This is a genomic window from Bacillus sp. 2D03, from assembly GCF_003946765.1.
Taxonomy (GTDB): domain Bacteria; phylum Bacillota; class Bacilli; order Bacillales; family Bacillaceae_G; genus Bacillus_A; species Bacillus_A cereus.
In genome coordinates, this window is record NZ_RPSJ01000006.1 from 103,834 (window position 1) to 123,693 (window position 19,860).

A 19,860-nucleotide genomic window follows, 5' to 3' on the forward strand; every position below is an offset into this window, starting at 1 on the left:
TAGTGTAATTGTACTGAAAAGAATGAAGTTAAGATTGGAAGGTGGAAGCGGTCATGCAAATACAATATACTTTGTTGCATTGTTTAAAACAATTGAATGGTGAAAGAACCGTTTCTTCTATTTATTATTTACTAAAGGGCAAACGTTCTTCGCAAACTTTACAAGATGGAAATATGTTCCGAATTTCTTTTTTGTTCGGAATATACAAATCGTTGAATAGAAATGACTATGATGGTGAAGTTGCAAAGTTGTTGCAAGCGAATTTTATTCAAGAAATACATGAAAATACATATGTGTTAACACCTACGGGTAAAATGCAGTTACATAAATGGGAGGAAGTTTATGCTTTTCCGGCGCATTTGCATGGTTTACATTATGGTGAATTAGGTGAAACATTTTGGAAAAGATTATCATTAATTATTCAAACTATATCAAATTTACAACAGAATAATACGAAGTTTATCCCAATTCAGCAAGATACAGAAATAATGATGTGGGTGAAACGTTTTCTAACAGGAATACCATATAAGAGAAGTGAGTTGGCGAGAAAACTATGGACGGAAGTACATAATCTTTTAGAAAAGAGCAATACGATAGAAGCGACGATTGTAACATATCGGCTAACGGGTTATGAACGTATTGGTTGTACATTGCAACAATTAGCAGAAATTACGAAACAAGATATATTCAGGGTGTATTTTTTATTTTGGGGTACAATGCATTTCTTTATACAAGAAGTTCGTGATAAAGAAAATGAATTTCCACTATTAGCTGAAATTATATCTTATCCAAATGAGAGAGCTGAATTATTTAGTTTATCGACGAAAAAAACATATAATTTTTGGAGACAAGGACGTTCTTTAGAAGAAATAGCGACGATTCGGAATTTAAAGGTTGCAACGATAGAAGATCATTTTGTTGAAATTGCTTTGCGAGAAAAAGATTTTTCTATTGAAATGTTTATGGAAAAAGAAAAGATAGACAAAGTAATAAAAGTAATTGAAGCATTGCAAACGCGGAAGTTACGTGTTTTGAAACAAGCGGTTGGAGAAGATATCTCTTATTTTGAAGTTCGTCTTGTATTAGCGCGGATGGAGGGTGTAAATGAAACTTGAAGAATATTTATATAAGTGGTTTGGATATTCTGAATTTCGTCCAGGTCAAAAAGGAGTTATTACAGATTTATTAGAAGGAAAAGATGTGATAGCGATGCTTCCGACTGGAAGAGGGAAATCTATGTGCTATCAGTTTCCGGGGCTTATGCGAGAAGGAACAGTGCTTGTTGTATCACCGTTATTATCTTTAATGGAAGATCAAGTGACACAATTAAAGTATGTTGTGAAAAACCGAGTAATAGCATTTAATAGTTTTCGGACATTAAATGAAAAAAGAGAAGCGATGAAAAAATTATCTTCATATAAATTTATTTTTGTTTCACCAGAGATGTTACAGTCGGAGTTATTAATTAGAGAATTGAAGAAAATTCATATTTCATTATTTGTTGTTGATGAGGCTCATTGTATTTCTCAATGGGGTTATGATTTTAGACCAGACTATAAAAAACTAAATGTAGTTATTGAAAATATTGGTTCTCCTACAGTATTAGCATTGACAGCCACAGCGACAAAAGGGGTACTGCAGGATATCGCAAATAGTTTAAATTTAAAGGGTGCCGCGGAACATGTATACTCTATTGACCGTCCTAATATTGCAATGGATGTGCAATTTGTAGAGACGATAGAAGAAAAGAAAGAGGCGCTTTTAGAGCAGGTGATGTATTTACAAGGGCCGGGGATTGTATATTGCTCAAGTAGAGCGTGGACAGAAAGGTTAACGGAATACTTGAGAGGGAAAGGTGTTACTGGTGTAGCTTTTTATCATGGTGGTATGGAACATGAAGAGCGTATGTTAATTCAACAGCAGTTTATGAACGATCAATTGCAACTTGTAATATGCACAAGCGCATTTGGTATGGGGGTAAATAAGGCGAATACGCGATATATTATTCATTTTCATTATCCAACTAATATAGCTTCTTACTTACAAGAAATCGGAAGAGCTGGAAGAGATGGCGAACCGAGTATAGCTATTTTATTATGTAGTCCGTTGGATCATGATTTACCAATTTCAATCATTGAGGATGAATTGCCGAGTAAGTCACAAATACAATTTTTATTTTCTTTACTACAAGAAAGAATGTTTCAAACGAAAGAATTACCAATAGAAGATGTAGAAGAAATTTGTTATAATGCAGCAAGATTTAATGAGCAATATTGGCGTTTCGTTCGTTATCATCTCGAACAGGTTGGAATTATACAACAACGAAGATTATTATTAGAAGGTTTGTCAGATGAAATCATGAACCGATTAATAGCTGAAGTAGAAATAAGGTTGCGTAATAAATATAGTGAGCTAGAAAATATGAAGTCATGGATACAAGTTAAAGGATGTAGACGTGAATATGTGCTGCAACAGTTCGGTTATAGGAAAGAGCAAGAGTTAATTAATTGCTGCGATTATTGCGGTATTACAAAAGAAGATTATAAAAAAAGACGAGCGCAACAATCGGATTTCGACTATAATTGGGAAACAGAGTTACAAAAGCTTTTCGGCCTAGAAAAGATGGAGGAATGATGAACATTCAAAGGCATAATGTTGAAGATATGAGTCCGCAGGAAATAAGGCTGAATCTATATATAACACAGTTAATTATTATCGGTATTGGCTGTTTACTGGCATATATATTATTTCAAGATGTAAAAGAAGTCTTTAATTTATGGAAGTGGGAACCAGTATCTATACTTATTATAGGTGGTTTGTTAGCGATTGGTATTGTGTTATTAGATTATGTTGCAATGCGAGTGTTTCCGGAGTCTTGGTTTGATGATGGTGGTATTAACGATAAGATGTTTCGAGGAATGTCCGTTCTGCATTTACTCGTTATTACGTTCTTAATTGGTTTTGCAGAAGAATTTTTATTTAGAGGTGTAGTACAGACTCATTTTGGAATTGTAATTGCGAGCTTCGTATTTGCAGTGTTACATATTCGTTATATAACAAAGCCATTTTTGTTTTGTTTCGTCTGTTTCATTAGTTTTGTCTTTGGTTATGTATTTGAATGGACAGGAAATTTGTTTATAACAATCTTTGCACACTTTCTTGTTGATTTTATAATGGGACTCCAATTAAGAAAATAAATGGAAGGTGGTGGTGAACAACATGAGGAAACGAATTCCTGATTTTGAAGAGGAATTAGAAGTTGAGCGAGTGGAAGAAAAAGAAAGTTTACCGCCGCGTAGTGAAATTCATAGAAATAAAGAAAAAAAACAAAAGTTTAAAATAAATCACATTTTCGTCCGGGTTTTAACATTTCTATTCATTCTGCTGCCAATTAGTATTTTGTGGTATACGGATAAATATATTCAGGTGAAGGGTGATAGTAATAATGCCGGAAAAAGTGCGTTTGAAGTAATCTTCTTTGATTCAGCTAAATCTGAGTCACAGAAACATTCTGAAAAAGTAATAACGCATACTGTGAAAGAGGGAGAAACTTTAGAAAGTATAGCGAAGCAATATTTTTCAGATGGAAATGGAATTGAAGTAATTAAAAAGTATAATAACTTGCAAGAAGATGAAGTGAGTGCAGGTCAAGAATTAAAAATTCCGATAAAAGATAAGTCCACAAAGCAAGAAAGCTAGTGAGTTAAGCGATCACAGTTTGTTATAAAAGCCTAGGATTATCTTTATGAGGAGGGGAGTCAAAAATATGATATGGATTATATTATTCAGTACTCTCATAGGCATGGGGATTTTATTGCTTCTTGTGATGTATAAAGAAGCGATGCGTAATACGGTGTTGGAACATACTTTAGTATTTAAAGAATTTCCGAAAAGTTTTCAAAAAGTAAATGTGTTTTTTATTTCTGATATTCATAGAAGAGTCATTTCGAATTTGTTAATTGAACAAGTAAAAGGAAAAGTAGATCTCGTAATTATCGGAGGAGATTTAGCGGAGAAAGGTGTCTCTTTATCAAAAATCTCTGCGAATATTCAAAAGTTAAGAGAGATAGCTCCTGTATATTTTGTGTGGGGAAACAATGATTATGAGATAGAATATCATGAATTAGATGCGTTATTATTAGAAAATAACGTAAAAGTTTTAGATAATACAAGAGTGGTATTTGAGTCTGAATTAGGCGAGAAAATTTGTTTGCTCGGTATAGATGATGTTGGATTGCACCGTGATCGTCTAGATTTGGCATTGGCGGATTGTAAAGAAGATGGTTTTCGTATCCTAGTTAGTCACAACCCTGATATAATAAAAAAAATGTCTGGAAATGAACAGATTTCACTTGTCTTAAGTGGACATACGCATGGAGGGCAAATCCGATTATTCCCATCTAAAAAATATTTAAAAGGTGGCGTATATAACCATTTAAATACGATTCTCTTTGTTAGTAATGGGTATGGAACAACATTGATACCACTTCGTTTCCGAGCACCTGCTCAAACACACATCATTACATTGTGCGGAGGGAAATGATGCCAACTCTTAATGGGAAATACAATATAAAAGCCGTTTCGAATATAATTGGAGTTCAGCCGAGTACGCTTCGTGCATGGGAAAGACGATATCAAATTATTGCCCCAAAGCGGAATCAAGCTGGGCATCGTTTATATACAGAAGAGCATATTCAAATTTTAAAATGGTTAATGGAAAAAGTTTCTTCCGGTATGATGATTGGACAAGCAGTTCAATTATTAGAAGAGAATCGTTTGCAGAGTACAGTTCAAAAAGAGATACATTTCGATAAAGAAGTTGTTTTAGTGGACGATTTGCTACAAGCTTTGTTAAAATTTGATGAAATTACAATTGCTGCATTATTAAACGAAGCTTTTAGTATATATTCAACAGAGAAGGTTGTTGCCAGTATTGTTCTTCGAGTGACAGACAAATTATTAACGTCAAAAAATAATAATGAGATTTCAATGGTGCAATTTCAATATGCACTATCATTTTTACAAACGCGTCTAGGGATGGTGTATCACAATGCCTCAATGTTTTCCTCTTTACACAAAGTTATTGTGTTAGAAAAGGATGCATTGAAAGGATTTATTTTTTCAACTTATTTACGCTTAAAAGGATATGAGGCGATATATATTAGGACAAGCTTAGCTGAAGATGGTATGTTATCAGCGGTAGAGGAAATACAGCCGAAATATGTATTTGTATCTTTTGCTGACGAACAAGAAATGAAAAAGACGATGAACTTTATAAATTTATTACAAGAAAAAAGGGAATCTCTTTCAGTTGGATTTATCGGAAAGCTAGGCGTTCTAAACCAGTTGGACATTGAAACAATCTTAATTGGTGATACGAAAGAAGAATGGGATGGATGGTTAAAAATGTCGGAATAGTTGTTCGAAAAGAACCATCTATTTTCTATTTCATATAATAAAAATTAGATGCATTGGTTACGTAGGGAGGGTATGAGATGAGGCTGGAACGATTAAATTACAATAAGATAAAAATTTTTCTAACATTTGATGATTTATCTGAACGAGGATTAACGAAAGAAGATTTATGGAGAAATGCACCGAAAGTACAGCAATTATTTCGTGATATGATGCAAGAAGCAAATAAGGAATTAGGGTTTGAAGCAGATGGTCCGATTGCAGTTGAAGTGTTTTCTCTACAAGCACAAGGAATGGTTGTAATTGTAACGAAAGAAAATCAAGAAATGGATACAGATGATGAGTTCCGTGACGAGTTTATTGAAATGCAAGTGACTCTAGATGAAAGTGAGCATATATTATATGAGTTTGCTACGCTAGATGACGTAATTAACCTGTCGAATCGCTTATATAACCTTGGTGTAACTGGCGGAAAGCTATATACGTGGGATGAGCGCTTCTATCTTTGGGTGGAAGAAGAGGAACAAATTCAATTGTTAAAGGCGGATTTTATAGCTATTTTAGCGGAATACGGTAATCCGTCTACAGCAACCATTTATCGCATCATGGAGTACGGTAAAGAATTAATGGATGTTAACGCGATAGAGCAAATACACAATTACTTTGTGAAAAAACAAAACCTCAGCTAATACAACATAGCTGAGGTTTTGTTTTTATTTGGAGAAGGGAAGGGATGATTGTAAATACTCGAACATACTTTTTGAAAATAAAATATGCAGTTTTATAGGAGTGTGGTTGATGAAAATAAAAAACATTTAAATATTTAAGTATTTTACTTTTCTAAAAGTAATAAAAGGACTATAATAATAGTGAAAACGCTTGCAACAGAAAATAGTTTGTATATATTTGTTAGCGTTTTCTATTGCATTCCAAATTTAAGGGTGTATACTAGGCAATGAAGGTTTACTAAACAAGTGAAATTACAGGGGGTTTACTTACTATGGTAGCCGAAAAGGGAACTCAAACAAAAACACAACAACAAAGGGAACAACATTTTGAACTATTGAATTCAACACAAATTGTTATTAGTGAAGCGTTAGAAAAATTGGGTTATCCAAACGAAGTATATGAATTATTAAAAGAACCAATTCGTATGATGACAGTGAAAATACCAGTTCGTATGGATGACGGGACTGTTAAAATATTTACAGGATATCGTGCACAACATAATGATGCTGTTGGTCCAACGAAAGGTGGGATTCGCTTCCATCCGAATGTAACAGAAAATGAAGTGAAAGCACTTTCAATCTGGATGAGTTTAAAATGTGGTATTGTTGATTTACCATATGGTGGAGGTAAGGGTGGAATTATTTGTGATCCACGTGAAATGTCATTCCGTGAGTTAGAAAGATTAAGCCGCGGTTATGTACGAGCAATTAGCCAAATCGTAGGACCGACGAAAGATATTCCAGCTCCAGATGTATTCACAAACTCTCAAATTATGGCATGGATGATGGATGAGTATAGCCGTATTGATGAATTTAATTCACCAGGATTTATTACAGGTAAACCGCTTGTATTAGGTGGATCACATGGACGTGAAACAGCAACAGCGAAAGGTGTAACAATTTGTATTCGCGAAGCTGCGAAAAAACGTGGCATTGATATTAAGGGTGCACGCGTTGTTGTTCAAGGATTCGGTAATGCTGGTAGCTTCTTAGCTAAATTTATGCATGATGCAGGTGCGAAAGTTATTGCAATCTCAGATGCTTACGGCGCGTTACATGATCCAAATGGATTAGATATTGATTATTTATTAGACCGTCGTGATAGCTTCGGTACAGTAACAAAGCTATTTAACAATACAATTTCAAACAAAGAATTGTTAGAACTTGATTGCGATATTTTAGTTCCAGCTGCAATTGAGAACCAAATTACAGAAGAAAATGCTAATGATATTAAAGCGAAAATCGTTGTTGAAGCTGCAAATGGTCCAACAACATTAGAAGCGACTAAAATTTTAACAGATCGCGGAATTTTACTTGTTCCAGACGTGTTAGCAAGTGCTGGTGGTGTAACAGTATCTTACTTTGAGTGGGTACAAAATAACCAAGGTTACTACTGGACTGAAGAAGAAGTAGAACAACGTTTAGAAAAAGTAATGGTAAGATCATTTGATTCTATTTATGAAACAGCACAAGTTCGTAAAGTGAACATGCGCTTAGCGGCGTACATGGTTGGTGTTCGTAAAATGGCTGAAGCAAGCCGCTTCAGAGGTTGGGTATAAAATATTATATCTTGAGAAAACGTGATTTCCTTTCGAGGGAATCACGTTTTTTTGTTGAAGTATTAAATGAGGTGTTGTATATGGAGAATAAAATGCTGGAGCGAGTAGAACAATTAGAAGAAAAGGTTAAGAGGTTAGAGGGAGAACTCGCAAGAACGATGAAAGCTCGAAAAATAAGTACCATTCGGATGTTCGGGGAAGGGCTACTGTTTCTGATATTTGGTGTGGTTGTAGTAGGGCCGATTATTGCCGTTGTAATCTCAATTTTTACTTGGCTTGCTGAAAAATAAAATAAAAATAAAAAAAGAACGCTTGTTCTATACGAACAAACGTGCTATACTCTCCTTAGATAAACAAAACGGAAATGATTTTAAGGAGAGATAAATGATGAAAATGACAGTAGACCAAAGATTTATGATGCCAGCAGATGTTGTAGAGCGAGTGGAAGTATTACGAAACAAACAAAGCAAGCGTGGCACATTATTACAATCGGTAAATAAATTTTTCGGTTTAGATACGAAAGAAGATTGTGTTTGGTTTTACGGTTTTTATGGAGTGGCTGTAAGTATCTTGTTGTTTATGGTGTTCACTTCAAATATTTTCGATTTTCTCTTCGCGTAAGAAATATGCGATAAGGACATTGCTACCGAATACATATATAAGGAAGTAAGGTAATCTTCTAGAGCGGGAGTTGGTAGCAATGGCGATGTTTCCTATAGAGCGCAATTATATTGGATATGGAAGTTCACGACCGGGGATTCCTCTGACTAAAGTGAGATTTATCGTAAGCCATGATACAGGGAATCCTGGAAGCAATGCGATAGGGAATCGAGATTACTTTAATGAATTACAACCGAAAGCTTCGGCGCATACATTTATAGATGATAAAACAATATTGGAGATTATTCCTATAAATGAAGTTGCGTATCATGTTCGATATGGTGTGCCGACGGATAATGACTTATATGGCTATGACGCAAATAAGGCGGCCATTGGAGTGGAACTTTGTTATGGTGGCGATGTTAACTTTTGGGAAGCGTATAATCGTTTTACATGGTATCATGCGTATTTATGCCAAAACTTTGGCTTAAATCCGAAAAAAGATATCGTGTCACATAAAACGCTTGATCCAGCTAGAAAGATTGATCCTGAGAATGTATTAGGGAAACAAGGTATTAAATTTCAGCAGTTTTTAGCAGATGTCTATCGGATGTACGTTTCGTTTAGATGACAAATATATGAAAAATGAATACAATAAAGATAGGTGCCTACTGCTGTAAGTAGGTTTTTTCTTGTTTTTATAAATAGTGCATTGGTAGAAGACTAGGAGTGGACGAGTATGCAGAAAGAAACAGTTATTATAATCGGAGGCGGTCCGTGCGGATTAGCGGCTGCAATTTCGTTGCAAAAGGTAGGGATAAATCCGTTAGTAATTGAAAAAGGAAACATTGTAAATGCCATTTATAATTATCCAACTCATCAAACATTTTTCTCTTCTAGTGAAAAATTAGAAATTGGTGATGTAGCTTTTATTACAGAAAATCGTAAGCCAGTTCGAAATCAAGCGCTTGCGTATTATCGTGAAGTAGTAAAACGTAAATCTGTACGTGTAAATGCTTTTGAGCGAGTGGAGAAAGTTCAAAAAGATGGAGAAGTTTTTCAGGTTGAGACGACAAAGCGTGACGGAAGTAAGGAAATGTATATAGCGAAATATATTGTTGTAGCAACTGGATATTATGATAATCCAAATTATATGAATGTTCCAGGTGAGGAATTGAAGAAAGTAGCTCACTATTTTAAAGAGGGGCATCCTTATTTTGATCGAGATGTAGTAGTTATAGGTGGGAAAAACTCGAGTGTAGATGCCGCGTTAGAACTTGTTAAATCTGGTGCACGTGTAACGGTACTGTATCGTGGAAGTGAGTATTCACCAAGCATAAAGCCTTGGATTTTGCCGGAATTTGAGGCGTTAGTACGAAACGGTACAATTCAAATGCATTTTGGAGCTCATGTGAAAGAGATTGCTGAGCATACATTAACGTTTACAGTTGATGGTGAAGCTTTTACAATCCAAAACGATTTTGTATTTGCGATGACTGGTTATCATCCTGATCATAGCTTCTTAACGAAGATGGGTGTTCAGATTGATGAAGAAACAGGACGTCCAATTTATACAGAGGATAGAATGGAAACGAATGCTGAAAATATTTTCATTGCAGGTGTCATTGCTGCTGGAAATAATGCAAATGAAATATTTATCGAGAACGGTAGATTTCATGGAGATGCGATTGCGCAAACCATTGCATCAAGAGAAAAATAAAAAGGAGCTGTCGGGAAAATCTCGACAGCTCCTTTTTATTCGTGCATAAACATATTTTGAATGGATTCATGGGAATTTGTATTCTCTAATGCAACAAGTAATTTAATGCGTGCTTTTTGTGCATTTAAGCCGTATGTGAATACAATGCCCATATCTTTTAAGTGTTTACCGCCACCTTCATACGAATATACGTCTTGAACGATACCGTTGAAACAGCGAGAAACTAATACGACAGGAATACCTTTATTTAATAATCTTTCTAGGCTAGGTAGTGTTCTTGGAGGGAGATTACCTTGTCCAAGAGCTTCGATAACAATGCCGTCTACAGGAAGATTTTCGATTGCTGCTAATAATGTATCATCCATGCCAGCATATGCTTTTAGAACAACTACATTTTTAGACACTTTGTTTATCGTATATGATTCGCGATGTACTAAAGCGTGATGGAAGACAACGCCGCGTTTTGTTACCATTCCAATTGGTCCGTATTGTGGACTTTGGAATGTTGCGACATTACTTGTATGTGTTTTCGTTACATTTGTAGCGCAATGAATTTCGTCGTTTAATACGACTAAAACACCTTTTTCTGCAGCTTCATCAAAACTAGCAACTTTTACAGCTGATAAGAAGTTATATAGACCATCAGCACCTAACTCATTGCTAGAGCGCATTGCACCTGTCACTACGATCGGAATAGTTGCTTGTACTGTTAAATCTAAGAAATAAGCTGTTTCTTCTAATGTATCCGTACCATGCGTAATAACTACGCCATGAATGTTGTCTTGTTTTACTCTTTCATCAATGATGACTTGTAATTGTAACATTTCGCTCGGTGTCATATGAGGAGATGGTAGATGGAACACATCTTCAACGATTAAATCAACATCGCCTTCTAAATCAGGAATGAATTTTAAAAGAGGATTTTTTTTACCTGGTTGTACGACCCCAGTTTCTTTATCTTCCTCCATTGCAATTGTTCCACCTGTGTGTAAAACTAGGATTCTTTTCAATGCTTATACCCCTTTCAAGTAAAAAAATACATTTAGAACATAACATGTTTTGAGTAAATTCGACAATGGAAATGTATAAAAGTATGCCTCGAAAATGACAATAAAATTAACTGCTATATGTACGATGTATAAAATTACGAAACGAAATGTGCAAATATAGTATAGGAGGGAGAAATTACGGTGAAAAAGATGGAGAGAATTTTTATTCGTATATTAATAATACAATTCATTTGTCTTTCTGTTGTACAATTGTTATTTATACATAGGTCATCAGTGAAATATTTATCTAAAATTGTTTATTATGAGGGTGTTATGGTAAAAAACAAAGTGGAAATCTTGCAGGTGAATCGGTAGTTTTCATTTTCTTCTATGAAGGATTATGCTACAATAATTGAGGATTTAATGACGCGAAGCAAATGAGAAGAAGCAGGGTGAACACCTGCTTTTCGTTTTGTTTTATAAGTGAAAAAATGAGGTGTTACAATGGATAAACGAATTTCGATTGCTATAGATGGTCCAGCAGCTGCAGGGAAAAGTACAGTGGCAAAAGTTGTTGCGAAGGAACTTTCTTATGTTTATATTGATACAGGCGCAATGTACCGTACGCTTACATATGCAGCCCTTGAACAAAAAGTAGACATTGAAAATGAAGAGCAGTTAATGGAAGTTGTAAAGAATGTAAATATTGAGTTTCAGCAAGGAGAAAATACACAGCTTGTATTTTTAAATGGACAAGATGTTTCTGAAGTAATTCGTACACCTGATGTGACGAATCGAGTATCTATTGTAGCGAAACATCGCCTTGTTCGTGAAGAAATGGTACGTCGTCAGCAAGAGTTAGCGAAAAAAGGTGGCGTTGTAATGGATGGCCGTGATATTGGTACACATGTATTACCGGATGCTGAAGTGAAAATCTTTATGCTTGCTTCTGTTGAAGAAAGAGCGGAAAGAAGGCATTTAGAAAATTTAAATAAAGGTTTCGATTCTAATTTAGAGCAGCTAAAAGAAGAAATTGCTCAGCGTGATAAATTAGATTCAGAACGCGAAGTTTCTCCACTAAAAAAGGCTGATGATGCATTGGAATTAGATACGACTTCTTTATCAATTGAAGAAGTTGTCCAAAAAATTATGAGCATTGTTTCTGGAGTGTTTGCGAAATAAAGAAAGGGGATAATCCTCTTTCTTTTTTTGTTTAAATAGAAATGTAAAGGATACGTGAATTGTGAGTCTCTTTCCTTGACAAATGAGCTGATTTGTAAGAAGTTAGTTAAAGAGGAATAAAACTGTCAGAATATATTCGCTATTATATTTCAAAACATACTTTTTTCAAGCTGGTTTTGCTGTATACTATTTATATAGGTTTAATATATTTTCTTGTGAATGTTATTGAAAAAGAGTATGTGATGAGAAATTCTTAAACATGCAAATGAAAACTTTGTTTTCATTTCGTATATACATAAAAAATGCTTTGTCAATTCTGTAGGGAGGTATTTCCATGGTAGAGAAAATGAATGAAGAAGTTATGGATTCAAAAGAATTACAAGTTGGTGACGTTGTTACAGGTTCTGTAACGAAGGTTGAAGAGAAACAAGTGCTTGTAAATGTTGGATACAAAACAGATGGCGTAATTCCAATTAGTGAATTAGCTAACGTTCATATTGAAAAAGCAAGCGATGTTGTAGAATTAGATCAAACACTAGAGTTAAAAATTATTAAATTAGAAGAAGATGATCTTGTCTTATCTAAACGTGCTGTTGATGCAGAAAAAGCATGGGTAGAACTACAAGAGAAATTTACTTCTGGTCATGTATTTGATGTTACTGTAAAAGATATTGTGAATGGCGGATTAGTTGTGGACCTTGGTGTTCGCGGTTTTATTCCAGCTTCACTTGTAGAAGTACATTATGTAGAAGACTTTACTGACTATAAAGGTAAAACATTAGCGGTGAAAATTGTTGAATTAGACCGTGAAAAAAATCGTGTAATCCTTTCGCATAAAGCGGTAGTAGAATTAGAACTAGATTCTAAGAAAAAAGAAGCAATTTCTTCATTAAAAGAAGGGGACGTTGTTGAAGGAACAGTACAACGATTAACTGACTTTGGCGCATTCGTTAATGTTGGTGGAGTGGACGGTTTAGTTCACATTTCACAAATTTCACATGAACGTGTAGAGCAACCTTCTGAAGTGTTAGAGCAAGGTCAAAAGGTTAAGGTAAAGGTGTTATCTGTTGATGCTGATACACAACGTATTTCTTTATCAATTAAAGCAGCTCAACCAGGACCTTGGGAAAACGTTGCTGGCGAAATAAAAGCTGGAGATATTCGTGAGGGAGTAGTAAAACGCCTTGTTACATTTGGTGCATTCGTTGAGGTTTTACCGGGCGTTGAAGGACTTGTACACGTATCTCAAATTGCAAATCGTCACGTGAAAAATCCGAATGAAGTATTGGAAATGGGACAAGAAGTAAAAGTGAAAGTACTTGAAGTTCACGTAGCAGAGAAACGTATTTCTTTAAGTATAAAAGAAGCGCTTGAGGAAAATAATGTAACTGAAGATTATAGTCAGTATGAGCCAAATGCTGATTCTGCTACTTTCCAATTAAGTGATATTATTGGTGAACAACTGAAAAAATTAAAGAAATAATGAGGGGTACAAGTGGTAAGGGCAAAACGTAAATTAGATCATATTGAATACGCTCTTTCTACTGGTCAGTCTCGTACGCATGGCTTTCATGATATTGATTTTGTGCATCAAAGCTTGCCAAATTCAAATTATGACACAATAACATGTGAAACAAAAATCGGCGAACTTTCACTAAGTTCGCCGATTTTTATCAATGCGATGACTGGTGGTGGAGGAGAGAAAACGTTACATATTAATGAGCAATTAGCATATGTAGCGAAACATCATAACCTTGCTATGGCTGTAGGTTCGCAAATGGCGGCGTTAAAAGATGAAAGTGAAGCTGCTTCTTATAAGGTGATTAGAAAGGTAAACCCAAATGGTATTTTCTTTGCTAATTTAGGTAGTGAGGCAACTATCGAGCAGGCAGAGCGCGCCGTTGATATGATTGAAGCGAATGCATTACAAATTCATTTAAATGTCATACAAGAGTTAACGATGCCAGAAGGAGACCGTGATTTTACTGGAGTACTTCAGCGTATTGAGAAAATTGTTTTAAATAGTAAAGTTCCTATCATTGTAAAAGAAGTTGGATTTGGGATGAGTAAGGAAACAATGCAACAGTTAGTGAACGTAGGTGTAACAGCAATTGATATTGGTGGGCAAGGTGGTACAAATTTTGCTGCTGTTGAAAATGAAAGAAGACAGCGAATGCTTTCTTATTTTAATAACTGGGGCATACAAACAGCAACCTCGATTATTGAAGCAACCTCTACAAATAATAACCTCTCTTTTATTGCATCTGGGGGTATACAAACAGCGCTTGACGTAGCGAAAGCGATCGCATTAGGGGCGAATACAACTGCATTTGCTGGTTACTTTTTACGTATTTTAATGCAAGATGGTATCGAGAAGTTAGTGGATGAAATTGAGCTTCTACATACAGATTTGAAATTTATAATGACAGCTCTTGGTGCGAAGACGATAGAAGAGTTGCAATCTGTACCTCTTGTTGTAAAGGGTGAAACATATCATTGGTTAATGCAGCGTGGTATTGATACTGCGCATTATAGTAGGAGATAAAAAATCAACCGTTCGGTTGATTTTTTTTGTTCTATTCTTTTTCGTAATATAAAGTGGAGAATGGGACTAGTATTATATAAAAATATCATTTCGTAAAAATTGCAATTGAAAAAGGACTAAAAAATGTAGATGGTGTGTTGTCGAATTACTGGATAGAACTTAATTTTTAACGGGAATAGGTGAAGGTAAAAAGAAGTAATGGGAGGATATAGTGCGCAAAATATTATTTCAATATAAATAGAAAACATTAAACTGATTATGTAAAAGACGGTTTCGTACAATATCGAAACCGTCTTTTTGTATTAATTAGTGCTGGTTTTGTTTTCGAGCCTGTTCTGGTGTATCAAGTCCAGTTGCACCTGGATATTGTAGTGATTGATCACGATCGGATTCAACGCGGCGTGATTCTCGTAGTTTTCGTTCTTGGCGATCTTTACCCATAATGAATAACACCTCCTTGTTAAAAGTGTTGCTGTTATAAGAAAAAACTATGCGTAAATAAAGTGGATTAACTTTCATAAAAAGTTCCCATAATGGAAAACATAGGAGGTGAAGTTGATGGATGGAAGTACTTTTTATTTTGTAGCTTGGATAGGGTGGATCATTGTAACCTTTTTTATGAAAAAGGACCTTATTCGGTGGAAGTTAGGCGCTTGTATACTGATTTTTATAATTTGCTCTCCGTTACATGTAACGATTGCCTCATTCGTGGTATCAGTAAATGCTCTTTTACTTTGTATTATTTCTTTTATAGGGATCACGCTATATTCTGTCTGGAAAAAATTATATAGCTTACTTTCGGCACTTATTATTGCAATGTTATATACAAGTTTTCATCTGTTAGAAATATATGATCCGATTTGGATTGTGGTGGATAGAGTGTTTCTGCTAAGTAGTGCTCTTGTGTATGCATCGGTGTTATTGCATGGGGATCGCATATTACGATTATGTTCTCTATATGTAGGGATGTTACAAGGAGAGCTGCTAGTGACATTTATTTTTAGGAAATTGAATTTCCCATATGATTACGGTAGTTTAGCATTTTTTGATATCGTCGCCGTTTCTACATTATTCATGGCAGTATTGTTTTGGAGTGCAAAAGCATCAGTATACATGGAACGGTTTAAGAGAAAAACACGTAAAAGAAAGGCGAGGGTAATACATGACTGAATATACACCAGCCATTTTATGCGGCGTAATAGCGGGGACAGTTACAAGGGTGCTAATGCTTCGGACGGATACGCGGCAATATCCGACGAGGCTGCATGGGAAAATTATTCATATTGCAATGGGGTTAATTGCAGCTGCTTTAGGAGCGATTGCAATCCCGTCTATTTTGAAAAAAGATTTTTCTGCCATTACATTTCTTACGTTAGCAGCGACACAATTTCGTGATGTACGTAATATGGAAAGAAATACGCTTCAACAATTAGATGGGTATGAGCTCGTACCGCGTGGAAATACATACATTGAAGGAATTGCATTGGTTTTTGAAAGTCGCAACTATTTGGCAATGTTAACGTCGTTTGCAACGACGTTTGCGTATATAGGATTCCGTTCATGGATTGCAGGAGTAATTATGGCTATAATCGCATTTTTTATCGCGAAAAAATTAATGTCTGGTAAAAGGCTGCATGATCTTGTTGAAATTGAGCACGTTCCGCTTCGTTTTGAAGGAGCAGGGCTTTATATTGACAATATTTACATTATGAATATTGGATTGCCAGCAAGACAAGAAGAAATTATGAAATATGGTATGGGTTTTATTTTAAAGCCGAAATCAATTGATGCGATGGTTACAATCTCAAATTTAGGGCAACGACAAGCTATTTTACACGATGTTTCAGTAGCGTTAGGGATTTATAGAGATTCTGGTACACCAGCGCTTGTACCGTTAGCAAAGCGTGATTTAGAGGATGGCAGGGTTGGGATTTTTGTACTGCCGCAAGATCAAGATGCAGAGAAAGCGATAGGTGTCATAGGAAATGTACCAACGTTAGAAAGTGCTGTCCATATGTCATCGGAAGCCCCGAAAGGAAGGGGAGATAAGAGATGATGTTAGAAAGTGTTATTCTGGCAGTTATAACAACGACTCCAGAAAAATTTGCAGGTGGTGCTCCTTTATTCGTTTGCGAATCGACAGAGGAACTAGAATTTATTGCAAATAATTTAGAGGCAATTTTAGATGGTATTGCACATCGCTTACAAGAGAATGTATATATTATTGTGAAACATTAGCAACGTGTGTTATAATGTGAGGTGTTTTGATACGTTGAGAAATATTCTGGAATGCAAATCCCTTCTTGCACAAAGAAGGGTTTTTTACATAATAAACAGAAGCAAGTTGAAAGGATGAAAGTATATGCCGAAACCAGTAATAGCGATAGTAGGTCGCCCGAACGTAGGGAAATCTACTATTTTCAATAGAATTGTTGGAGAAAGAGTTTCAATCGTAGAAGATATTCCAGGTGTAACGCGCGATCGTATTTATAGCGCTGGAGAATGGTTAAATCATGAATTTAACATTATTGATACGGGCGGAATTGATATTGGAGACGAGCCGTTTTTGACACAAATTCGTCAACAAGCTGAAGTAGCAATTGATGAAGCGGATGTTATCATTTTTATGACAAACGGTCGTGACGGTGTAACAGCAGCTGATGAAGAAGTTGCAAAAATTTTATATCGTTCAAATAAACCGGTTGTACTTGCAGTAAATAAAGTGGACAATCCGGAAATGCGCAGTGACATTTATGACTTTTATGCATTAGGATTTGGCGAACCATTCCCAATTTCAGGTACACACGGATTAGGATTAGGTGACTTACTAGACGAAGCTGCACAACATTTTCCAAAGATTGAAGAAGACGGATATGATGAAGACACAATTCGTTTCTCTTTAATTGGACGTCCAAACGTAGGGAAATCATCACTTGTAAATGCTCTTCTTGGTCAAGAGCGTGTAATTGTTAGTAATGTAGCAGGAACAACTCGTGATGCTGTCGATACACCATATAGTAAAGATGGAAAAGATTATGTAATTATTGATACAGCTGGTATGCGTAAAAAAGGAAAAGTGTATGAAAGTACAGAAAAATATAGTGTACTTCGTGCGCTAAGAGCGATTGAACGTTCTGACGTTGTTTTAGTCGTTTTAGATGGTGAAGAAGGAATTATTGAGCAAGATAAAAAAATCGCTGGATATGCTCATGATTCAGGGCGAGCTGTTGTTATCGTTGTAAATAAATGGGATGCAGTGAAAAAAGACGAGAAAACAATGAAAGCATTTGAAGAAAATATCCGTGCTCATTTCCAATTCTTAGAATACGCACCAATTGTTTTCTTATCTGCAAAAACAAGAAAACGTACACAAACATTAATACCGGTTATCGATGAGGTAAATGAAAGTCATAGTATCCGTATTCAAACGAACGTATTAAACGATGTAATTATGGATGCGGTAGCGATGAATCCGACGCCAACTCATAATGGTAGCCGTCTGAAAATTTTCTATGCAACACAAGTTGCGGTAAAACCACCGACATTTGTTGTGTTTGTAAACGATCCAGAATTATTGCACTTCTCATATGAGCGTTTCTTAAAGAATCGCTTACGTGAATCATTTGGCTTCGTAGGAACACCGATTCACATTATCGCTAGAGCAAGAGACTAATGGAGAGGATGTGATTTTATGACAAAAATCACAGTAGTAGGAGCAGGTAGCTGGGGAACAGCGTTAGCGATGGTATTAGCTGACAATGGACATGATGTACGTATTTGGGGAAATCGCCCAGAACTTATGGATGAAATTAATACGAAACATGAGAATAGTCGATATCTCCCAGGCATTACATTGCCAAGCACAATCGTAGCCTACTCTTCTTTAGAAGAAGCATTAGTAGATGTAAATACAGTACTGCTAGTAGTACCAACGAAAGCGTACAGAGATGTATTACAAGAGATGAAAGAAATTGTTACTGAACCAATTACTTGGATTCATGCGAGCAAAGGAATTGAACCTGGTACGTCAAAACGTATTTCGGAAGTGATTGAGGAAGAAATTCCAGAGCATTTAATTAAAGATGTTGTTGTACTGTCTGGACCGAGTCATGCTGAAGAAGTCGGTTTACGACAAGCGACAACAGTTACGTCTGCAGCAAAGCGTATGGAAGCGGCTGAGGAAGTACAAGATTTATTTATGAATAGTTATTTCCGTGTATACACAAATCCAGATATCGTTGGAGTTGAACTTGGTGGTGCGTTAAAAAATATTATCGCATTAGCTGCTGGTATAACTGATGGTCTTGGATTAGGTGATAATGCAAAGGCGGCATTGATGACACGTGGTTTAACAGAGATTGCTCGTTTAGGAAGAAAAATGGGCGGGAATCCGTTAACGTTTGCTGGTCTAACTGGTATGGGAGACTTAATTGTAACGTGTACAAGTGTTCATAGCCGAAATTGGCGCGCTGGAAATATGCTTGGAAAAGGACACTCTTTAGAAGAAGTGTTAGAAAGTATGGGTATGGTTGTGGAAGGTGTAAGAACAACGAAAGCTGCTCATGAATTGGCAGAGAAAATGGAAGTTGAAATGCCGATTACAGCTGCTTTATATGACGTGCTGTTCAATGGGAATAACGTAAAAGCTGCGGTAGGCTCATTGATGGGGCGTGTTCGAAAACATGAAGTGGAAGCTATACCTGATTTACTGTAAAGAAAAGCGACAGAAGTACATTTGTACTTCTATCGCTTTTTTTATTTTTTGGGTCTTTTCACCATTTTTTCATTTTTGCATAGGATGAAGAGTAACTTGAGGAGAGGGTGAAAAGAATGGATAATAACATTTTTAATAATATTGAGAAGGAAGCGAAAGTAAATAAAGAGGATATTTTTAAATTAGCATCATCCGTGCAAAATGCGAATTTACGTGATGAAACTGTACTTCGTCAATTAATTCATCAAGTGGCTCTTATGGCGGGACGTGAAGTGCCGAAAGAGCAAGAGGATCAAATTGTAAAAGCGATTATTAATAATAATATGCCAACAGATTTTGGCTCGTTAAGCAAAATGTTTAAAAAATAAATTATGAGAAACAAAGAGTTTGTAGATTGCATATGATAGC

At 35.7% G+C, this 19,860-nt stretch carries 24 protein-coding genes; 22 read left to right on the forward strand and 2 right to left on the reverse strand.

Translation table 11 applies throughout. From position 1 onward, the window contains the following. Positions 1 to 53 precede the first annotated feature (53 nt). From EBQ15_RS15230 to EBQ15_RS15285, 12 genes are all read left to right on the forward strand, one after another. Complete coding sequence (locus EBQ15_RS15230) at positions 54 to 1,115, forward strand: YpbB family protein (protein ID WP_001167008.1); 1,062 nt, start codon at positions 54 to 56, stop codon at positions 1,113 to 1,115. After that, entirely contained in the window at positions 1,105 to 2,634 is a 1,530-nt protein-coding gene (recQ, locus tag EBQ15_RS15235; protein ID WP_000762980.1) for an ATP-dependent DNA helicase RecQ, read from the forward strand. The genes EBQ15_RS15230 and recQ overlap by 11 nt, the downstream gene beginning before the upstream one ends. Next, positions 2,634 to 3,197, forward strand: coding sequence for a CPBP family intramembrane glutamic endopeptidase (locus EBQ15_RS15240; protein WP_001025780.1), 564 nt, complete (start codon positions 2,634 to 2,636; stop codon positions 3,195 to 3,197). Before recQ ends, EBQ15_RS15240 begins: the two co-directional genes overlap by 1 nt. A 22-nt stretch (positions 3,198 to 3,219) precedes the next feature. Further along, complete coding sequence (locus EBQ15_RS15245) at positions 3,220 to 3,699, forward strand: LysM peptidoglycan-binding domain-containing protein (protein WP_001231553.1); 480 nt, start codon at positions 3,220 to 3,222, stop codon at positions 3,697 to 3,699. A 67-nt stretch (positions 3,700 to 3,766) separates the two neighbouring features. Then, entirely contained in the window at positions 3,767 to 4,543 is a 777-nt protein-coding gene (locus EBQ15_RS15250; protein WP_000637796.1) for a metallophosphoesterase, read from the forward strand. After that, a complete protein-coding gene (locus EBQ15_RS15255) occupies positions 4,543 to 5,418 on the forward strand; it encodes a MerR family transcriptional regulator (protein WP_001142651.1) in 876 nt (291 codons plus the stop codon). The genes EBQ15_RS15250 and EBQ15_RS15255 overlap by 1 nt, the downstream gene beginning before the upstream one ends. Before the next feature lie 77 nt (positions 5,419 to 5,495). Beyond that, positions 5,496 to 6,104, forward strand: coding sequence for a genetic competence negative regulator (locus EBQ15_RS15260; protein WP_001235402.1), 609 nt, complete (start codon positions 5,496 to 5,498; stop codon positions 6,102 to 6,104). Positions 6,105 to 6,415: 311 nt separating this feature from the next. Further along, positions 6,416 to 7,702 (forward strand): NAD-specific glutamate dehydrogenase, encoded by a 1,287-nt coding sequence (gudB, locus tag EBQ15_RS15265; protein ID WP_000225173.1) that lies wholly within the window; start codon positions 6,416 to 6,418, stop codon positions 7,700 to 7,702. 80 nt (positions 7,703 to 7,782) lie between these two features. Next, positions 7,783 to 7,992 carry a hypothetical protein gene (locus EBQ15_RS15270; RefSeq protein WP_000428473.1) on the forward strand — a complete coding sequence of 70 codons (210 nt, stop codon included), beginning with the start codon at positions 7,783 to 7,785 and terminating at the stop codon, positions 7,990 to 7,992. 94 nt (positions 7,993 to 8,086) lie between these two features. After that, positions 8,087 to 8,323, forward strand: coding sequence for a DUF3961 domain-containing protein (locus EBQ15_RS15275; protein ID WP_001983018.1), 237 nt, complete (start codon positions 8,087 to 8,089; stop codon positions 8,321 to 8,323). Positions 8,324 to 8,402: 79 nt separating this feature from the next. After that, complete coding sequence (locus EBQ15_RS15280) at positions 8,403 to 8,933, forward strand: peptidoglycan recognition protein family protein (RefSeq protein ID WP_001240655.1); 531 nt, start codon at positions 8,403 to 8,405, stop codon at positions 8,931 to 8,933. Positions 8,934 to 9,041: 108 nt separating this feature from the next. Continuing rightward, positions 9,042 to 10,022 carry a YpdA family putative bacillithiol disulfide reductase gene (locus EBQ15_RS15285; protein ID WP_001168515.1) on the forward strand — a complete coding sequence of 327 codons (981 nt, stop codon included), beginning with the start codon at positions 9,042 to 9,044 and terminating at the stop codon, positions 10,020 to 10,022. Positions 10,023 to 10,057: 35 nt separating this feature from the next. On the opposite strand, the gene ansA is transcribed toward EBQ15_RS15285, so the two are convergent. Further along, on the reverse strand, positions 10,058 to 11,032 hold the full coding sequence (ansA, locus tag EBQ15_RS15290) for an asparaginase (protein ID WP_000822027.1): 975 nt from the start codon (positions 11,030 to 11,032) through the stop codon (positions 10,058 to 10,060). 180 nt (positions 11,033 to 11,212) lie between these two features. Here ansA and EBQ15_RS31170 point away from each other — a divergent pair, with 180 nt between their 5' ends. The 4 genes from EBQ15_RS31170 (at position 11,213) to EBQ15_RS15305 (ending at position 14,738) form a co-directional block, all read left to right on the forward strand. Continuing rightward, complete coding sequence (locus tag EBQ15_RS31170; protein ID WP_000738058.1) at positions 11,213 to 11,386, forward strand: YpfB family protein; 174 nt, start codon at positions 11,213 to 11,215, stop codon at positions 11,384 to 11,386. A 129-nt stretch (positions 11,387 to 11,515) separates the two neighbouring features. Next, positions 11,516 to 12,193, forward strand: coding sequence for a (d)CMP kinase (gene cmk, locus EBQ15_RS15295; RefSeq protein WP_000361252.1), 678 nt, complete (start codon positions 11,516 to 11,518; stop codon positions 12,191 to 12,193). Between the two features lie 334 nt (positions 12,194 to 12,527). Next, positions 12,528 to 13,676, forward strand: a complete 1,149-nt coding sequence (gene rpsA / locus EBQ15_RS15300) for a 30S ribosomal protein S1 (protein WP_000229561.1) — start codon at positions 12,528 to 12,530, stop codon at positions 13,674 to 13,676. Positions 13,677 to 13,688: 12 nt separating this feature from the next. Continuing rightward, positions 13,689 to 14,738 (forward strand): type 2 isopentenyl-diphosphate Delta-isomerase, encoded by a 1,050-nt coding sequence (locus tag EBQ15_RS15305; protein ID WP_000251036.1) that lies wholly within the window; start codon positions 13,689 to 13,691, stop codon positions 14,736 to 14,738. Between the two features lie 306 nt (positions 14,739 to 15,044). Here the strand turns inward: EBQ15_RS15305 and EBQ15_RS15310 are convergent, their stop codons facing one another. Continuing rightward, the gene (locus tag EBQ15_RS15310; protein WP_000513900.1) at positions 15,045 to 15,179 is read right to left on the reverse strand and encodes a YpzI family protein; all 135 of its coding nucleotides are present in this window, start codon (positions 15,177 to 15,179) and stop codon (positions 15,045 to 15,047) included. Positions 15,180 to 15,296: 117 nt separating this feature from the next. On the opposite strand from EBQ15_RS15310, the gene EBQ15_RS15315 reads away from it, so the two are divergent. From EBQ15_RS15315 to EBQ15_RS15340, 6 genes are all read left to right on the forward strand, one after another. Continuing rightward, positions 15,297 to 15,908 carry a YphA family membrane protein gene (locus EBQ15_RS15315; RefSeq protein WP_000349096.1) on the forward strand — a complete coding sequence of 204 codons (612 nt, stop codon included), beginning with the start codon at positions 15,297 to 15,299 and terminating at the stop codon, positions 15,906 to 15,908. Beyond that, the gene (locus EBQ15_RS15320) at positions 15,901 to 16,794 is read left to right on the forward strand and encodes a YIEGIA family protein (RefSeq protein WP_000141596.1); all 894 of its coding nucleotides are present in this window, start codon (positions 15,901 to 15,903) and stop codon (positions 16,792 to 16,794) included. The genes EBQ15_RS15315 and EBQ15_RS15320 overlap by 8 nt, the downstream gene beginning before the upstream one ends. Further along, positions 16,791 to 16,976, forward strand: coding sequence for a capping complex subunit for YIEGIA (locus EBQ15_RS15325; RefSeq protein ID WP_000979058.1), 186 nt, complete (start codon positions 16,791 to 16,793; stop codon positions 16,974 to 16,976). Before EBQ15_RS15320 ends, EBQ15_RS15325 begins: the two co-directional genes overlap by 4 nt. A gap of 124 nt (positions 16,977 to 17,100) precedes the next feature. Further along, a complete protein-coding gene (gene der, locus EBQ15_RS15330; RefSeq protein ID WP_001125893.1) occupies positions 17,101 to 18,411 on the forward strand; it encodes a ribosome biogenesis GTPase Der in 1,311 nt (436 codons plus the stop codon). Positions 18,412 to 18,429: 18 nt separating this feature from the next. Beyond that, positions 18,430 to 19,452 carry an NAD(P)H-dependent glycerol-3-phosphate dehydrogenase gene (locus EBQ15_RS15335; RefSeq protein ID WP_000161762.1) on the forward strand — a complete coding sequence of 341 codons (1,023 nt, stop codon included), beginning with the start codon at positions 18,430 to 18,432 and terminating at the stop codon, positions 19,450 to 19,452. Between the two features lie 116 nt (positions 19,453 to 19,568). After that, the gene (locus tag EBQ15_RS15340) at positions 19,569 to 19,820 is read left to right on the forward strand and encodes a stage VI sporulation protein F (RefSeq protein WP_000369754.1); all 252 of its coding nucleotides are present in this window, start codon (positions 19,569 to 19,571) and stop codon (positions 19,818 to 19,820) included. Positions 19,821 to 19,860: the final 40 nt, after the last annotated feature.

Coding starts and splice junctions, on each gene's coding strand:
- EBQ15_RS15240 (WP_001025780.1), top strand. CDS start 2,634: ATGAACATTCAAAGGCATAATGTTGAAGATATGAGTCCGCAGGAAATA.
- der (WP_001125893.1), top strand. CDS start 17,101: ATGCCGAAACCAGTAATAGCGATAGTAGGTCGCCCGAACGTAGGGAAA.
- EBQ15_RS15250 (WP_000637796.1), top strand. CDS start 3,767: ATGATATGGATTATATTATTCAGTACTCTCATAGGCATGGGGATTTTA.
- EBQ15_RS15325 (WP_000979058.1), top strand. CDS start 16,791: ATGATGTTAGAAAGTGTTATTCTGGCAGTTATAACAACGACTCCAGAA.
- EBQ15_RS15310 (WP_000513900.1), bottom strand. CDS start 15,179: ATGGGTAAAGATCGCCAAGAACGAAAACTACGAGAATCACGCCGCGTT.
- gudB (WP_000225173.1), top strand. CDS start 6,416: ATGGTAGCCGAAAAGGGAACTCAAACAAAAACACAACAACAAAGGGAA.
- EBQ15_RS15280 (WP_001240655.1), top strand. CDS start 8,403: ATGGCGATGTTTCCTATAGAGCGCAATTATATTGGATATGGAAGTTCA.
- EBQ15_RS15255 (WP_001142651.1), top strand. CDS start 4,543: ATGCCAACTCTTAATGGGAAATACAATATAAAAGCCGTTTCGAATATA.
- EBQ15_RS15315 (WP_000349096.1), top strand. CDS start 15,297: ATGGATGGAAGTACTTTTTATTTTGTAGCTTGGATAGGGTGGATCATT.
- EBQ15_RS15320 (WP_000141596.1), top strand. CDS start 15,901: ATGACTGAATATACACCAGCCATTTTATGCGGCGTAATAGCGGGGACA.
- EBQ15_RS15285 (WP_001168515.1), top strand. CDS start 9,042: ATGCAGAAAGAAACAGTTATTATAATCGGAGGCGGTCCGTGCGGATTA.
- EBQ15_RS15230 (WP_001167008.1), top strand. CDS start 54: ATGCAAATACAATATACTTTGTTGCATTGTTTAAAACAATTGAATGGT.
- EBQ15_RS15335 (WP_000161762.1), top strand. CDS start 18,430: ATGACAAAAATCACAGTAGTAGGAGCAGGTAGCTGGGGAACAGCGTTA.
- EBQ15_RS15275 (WP_001983018.1), top strand. CDS start 8,087: ATGATGAAAATGACAGTAGACCAAAGATTTATGATGCCAGCAGATGTT.
- EBQ15_RS15260 (WP_001235402.1), top strand. CDS start 5,496: ATGAGGCTGGAACGATTAAATTACAATAAGATAAAAATTTTTCTAACA.
- EBQ15_RS15340 (WP_000369754.1), top strand. CDS start 19,569: ATGGATAATAACATTTTTAATAATATTGAGAAGGAAGCGAAAGTAAAT.
- rpsA (WP_000229561.1), top strand. CDS start 12,528: ATGGTAGAGAAAATGAATGAAGAAGTTATGGATTCAAAAGAATTACAA.
- recQ (WP_000762980.1), top strand. CDS start 1,105: ATGAAACTTGAAGAATATTTATATAAGTGGTTTGGATATTCTGAATTT.
- EBQ15_RS15245 (WP_001231553.1), top strand. CDS start 3,220: ATGAGGAAACGAATTCCTGATTTTGAAGAGGAATTAGAAGTTGAGCGA.
- cmk (WP_000361252.1), top strand. CDS start 11,516: ATGGATAAACGAATTTCGATTGCTATAGATGGTCCAGCAGCTGCAGGG.
- EBQ15_RS15270 (WP_000428473.1), top strand. CDS start 7,783: ATGGAGAATAAAATGCTGGAGCGAGTAGAACAATTAGAAGAAAAGGTT.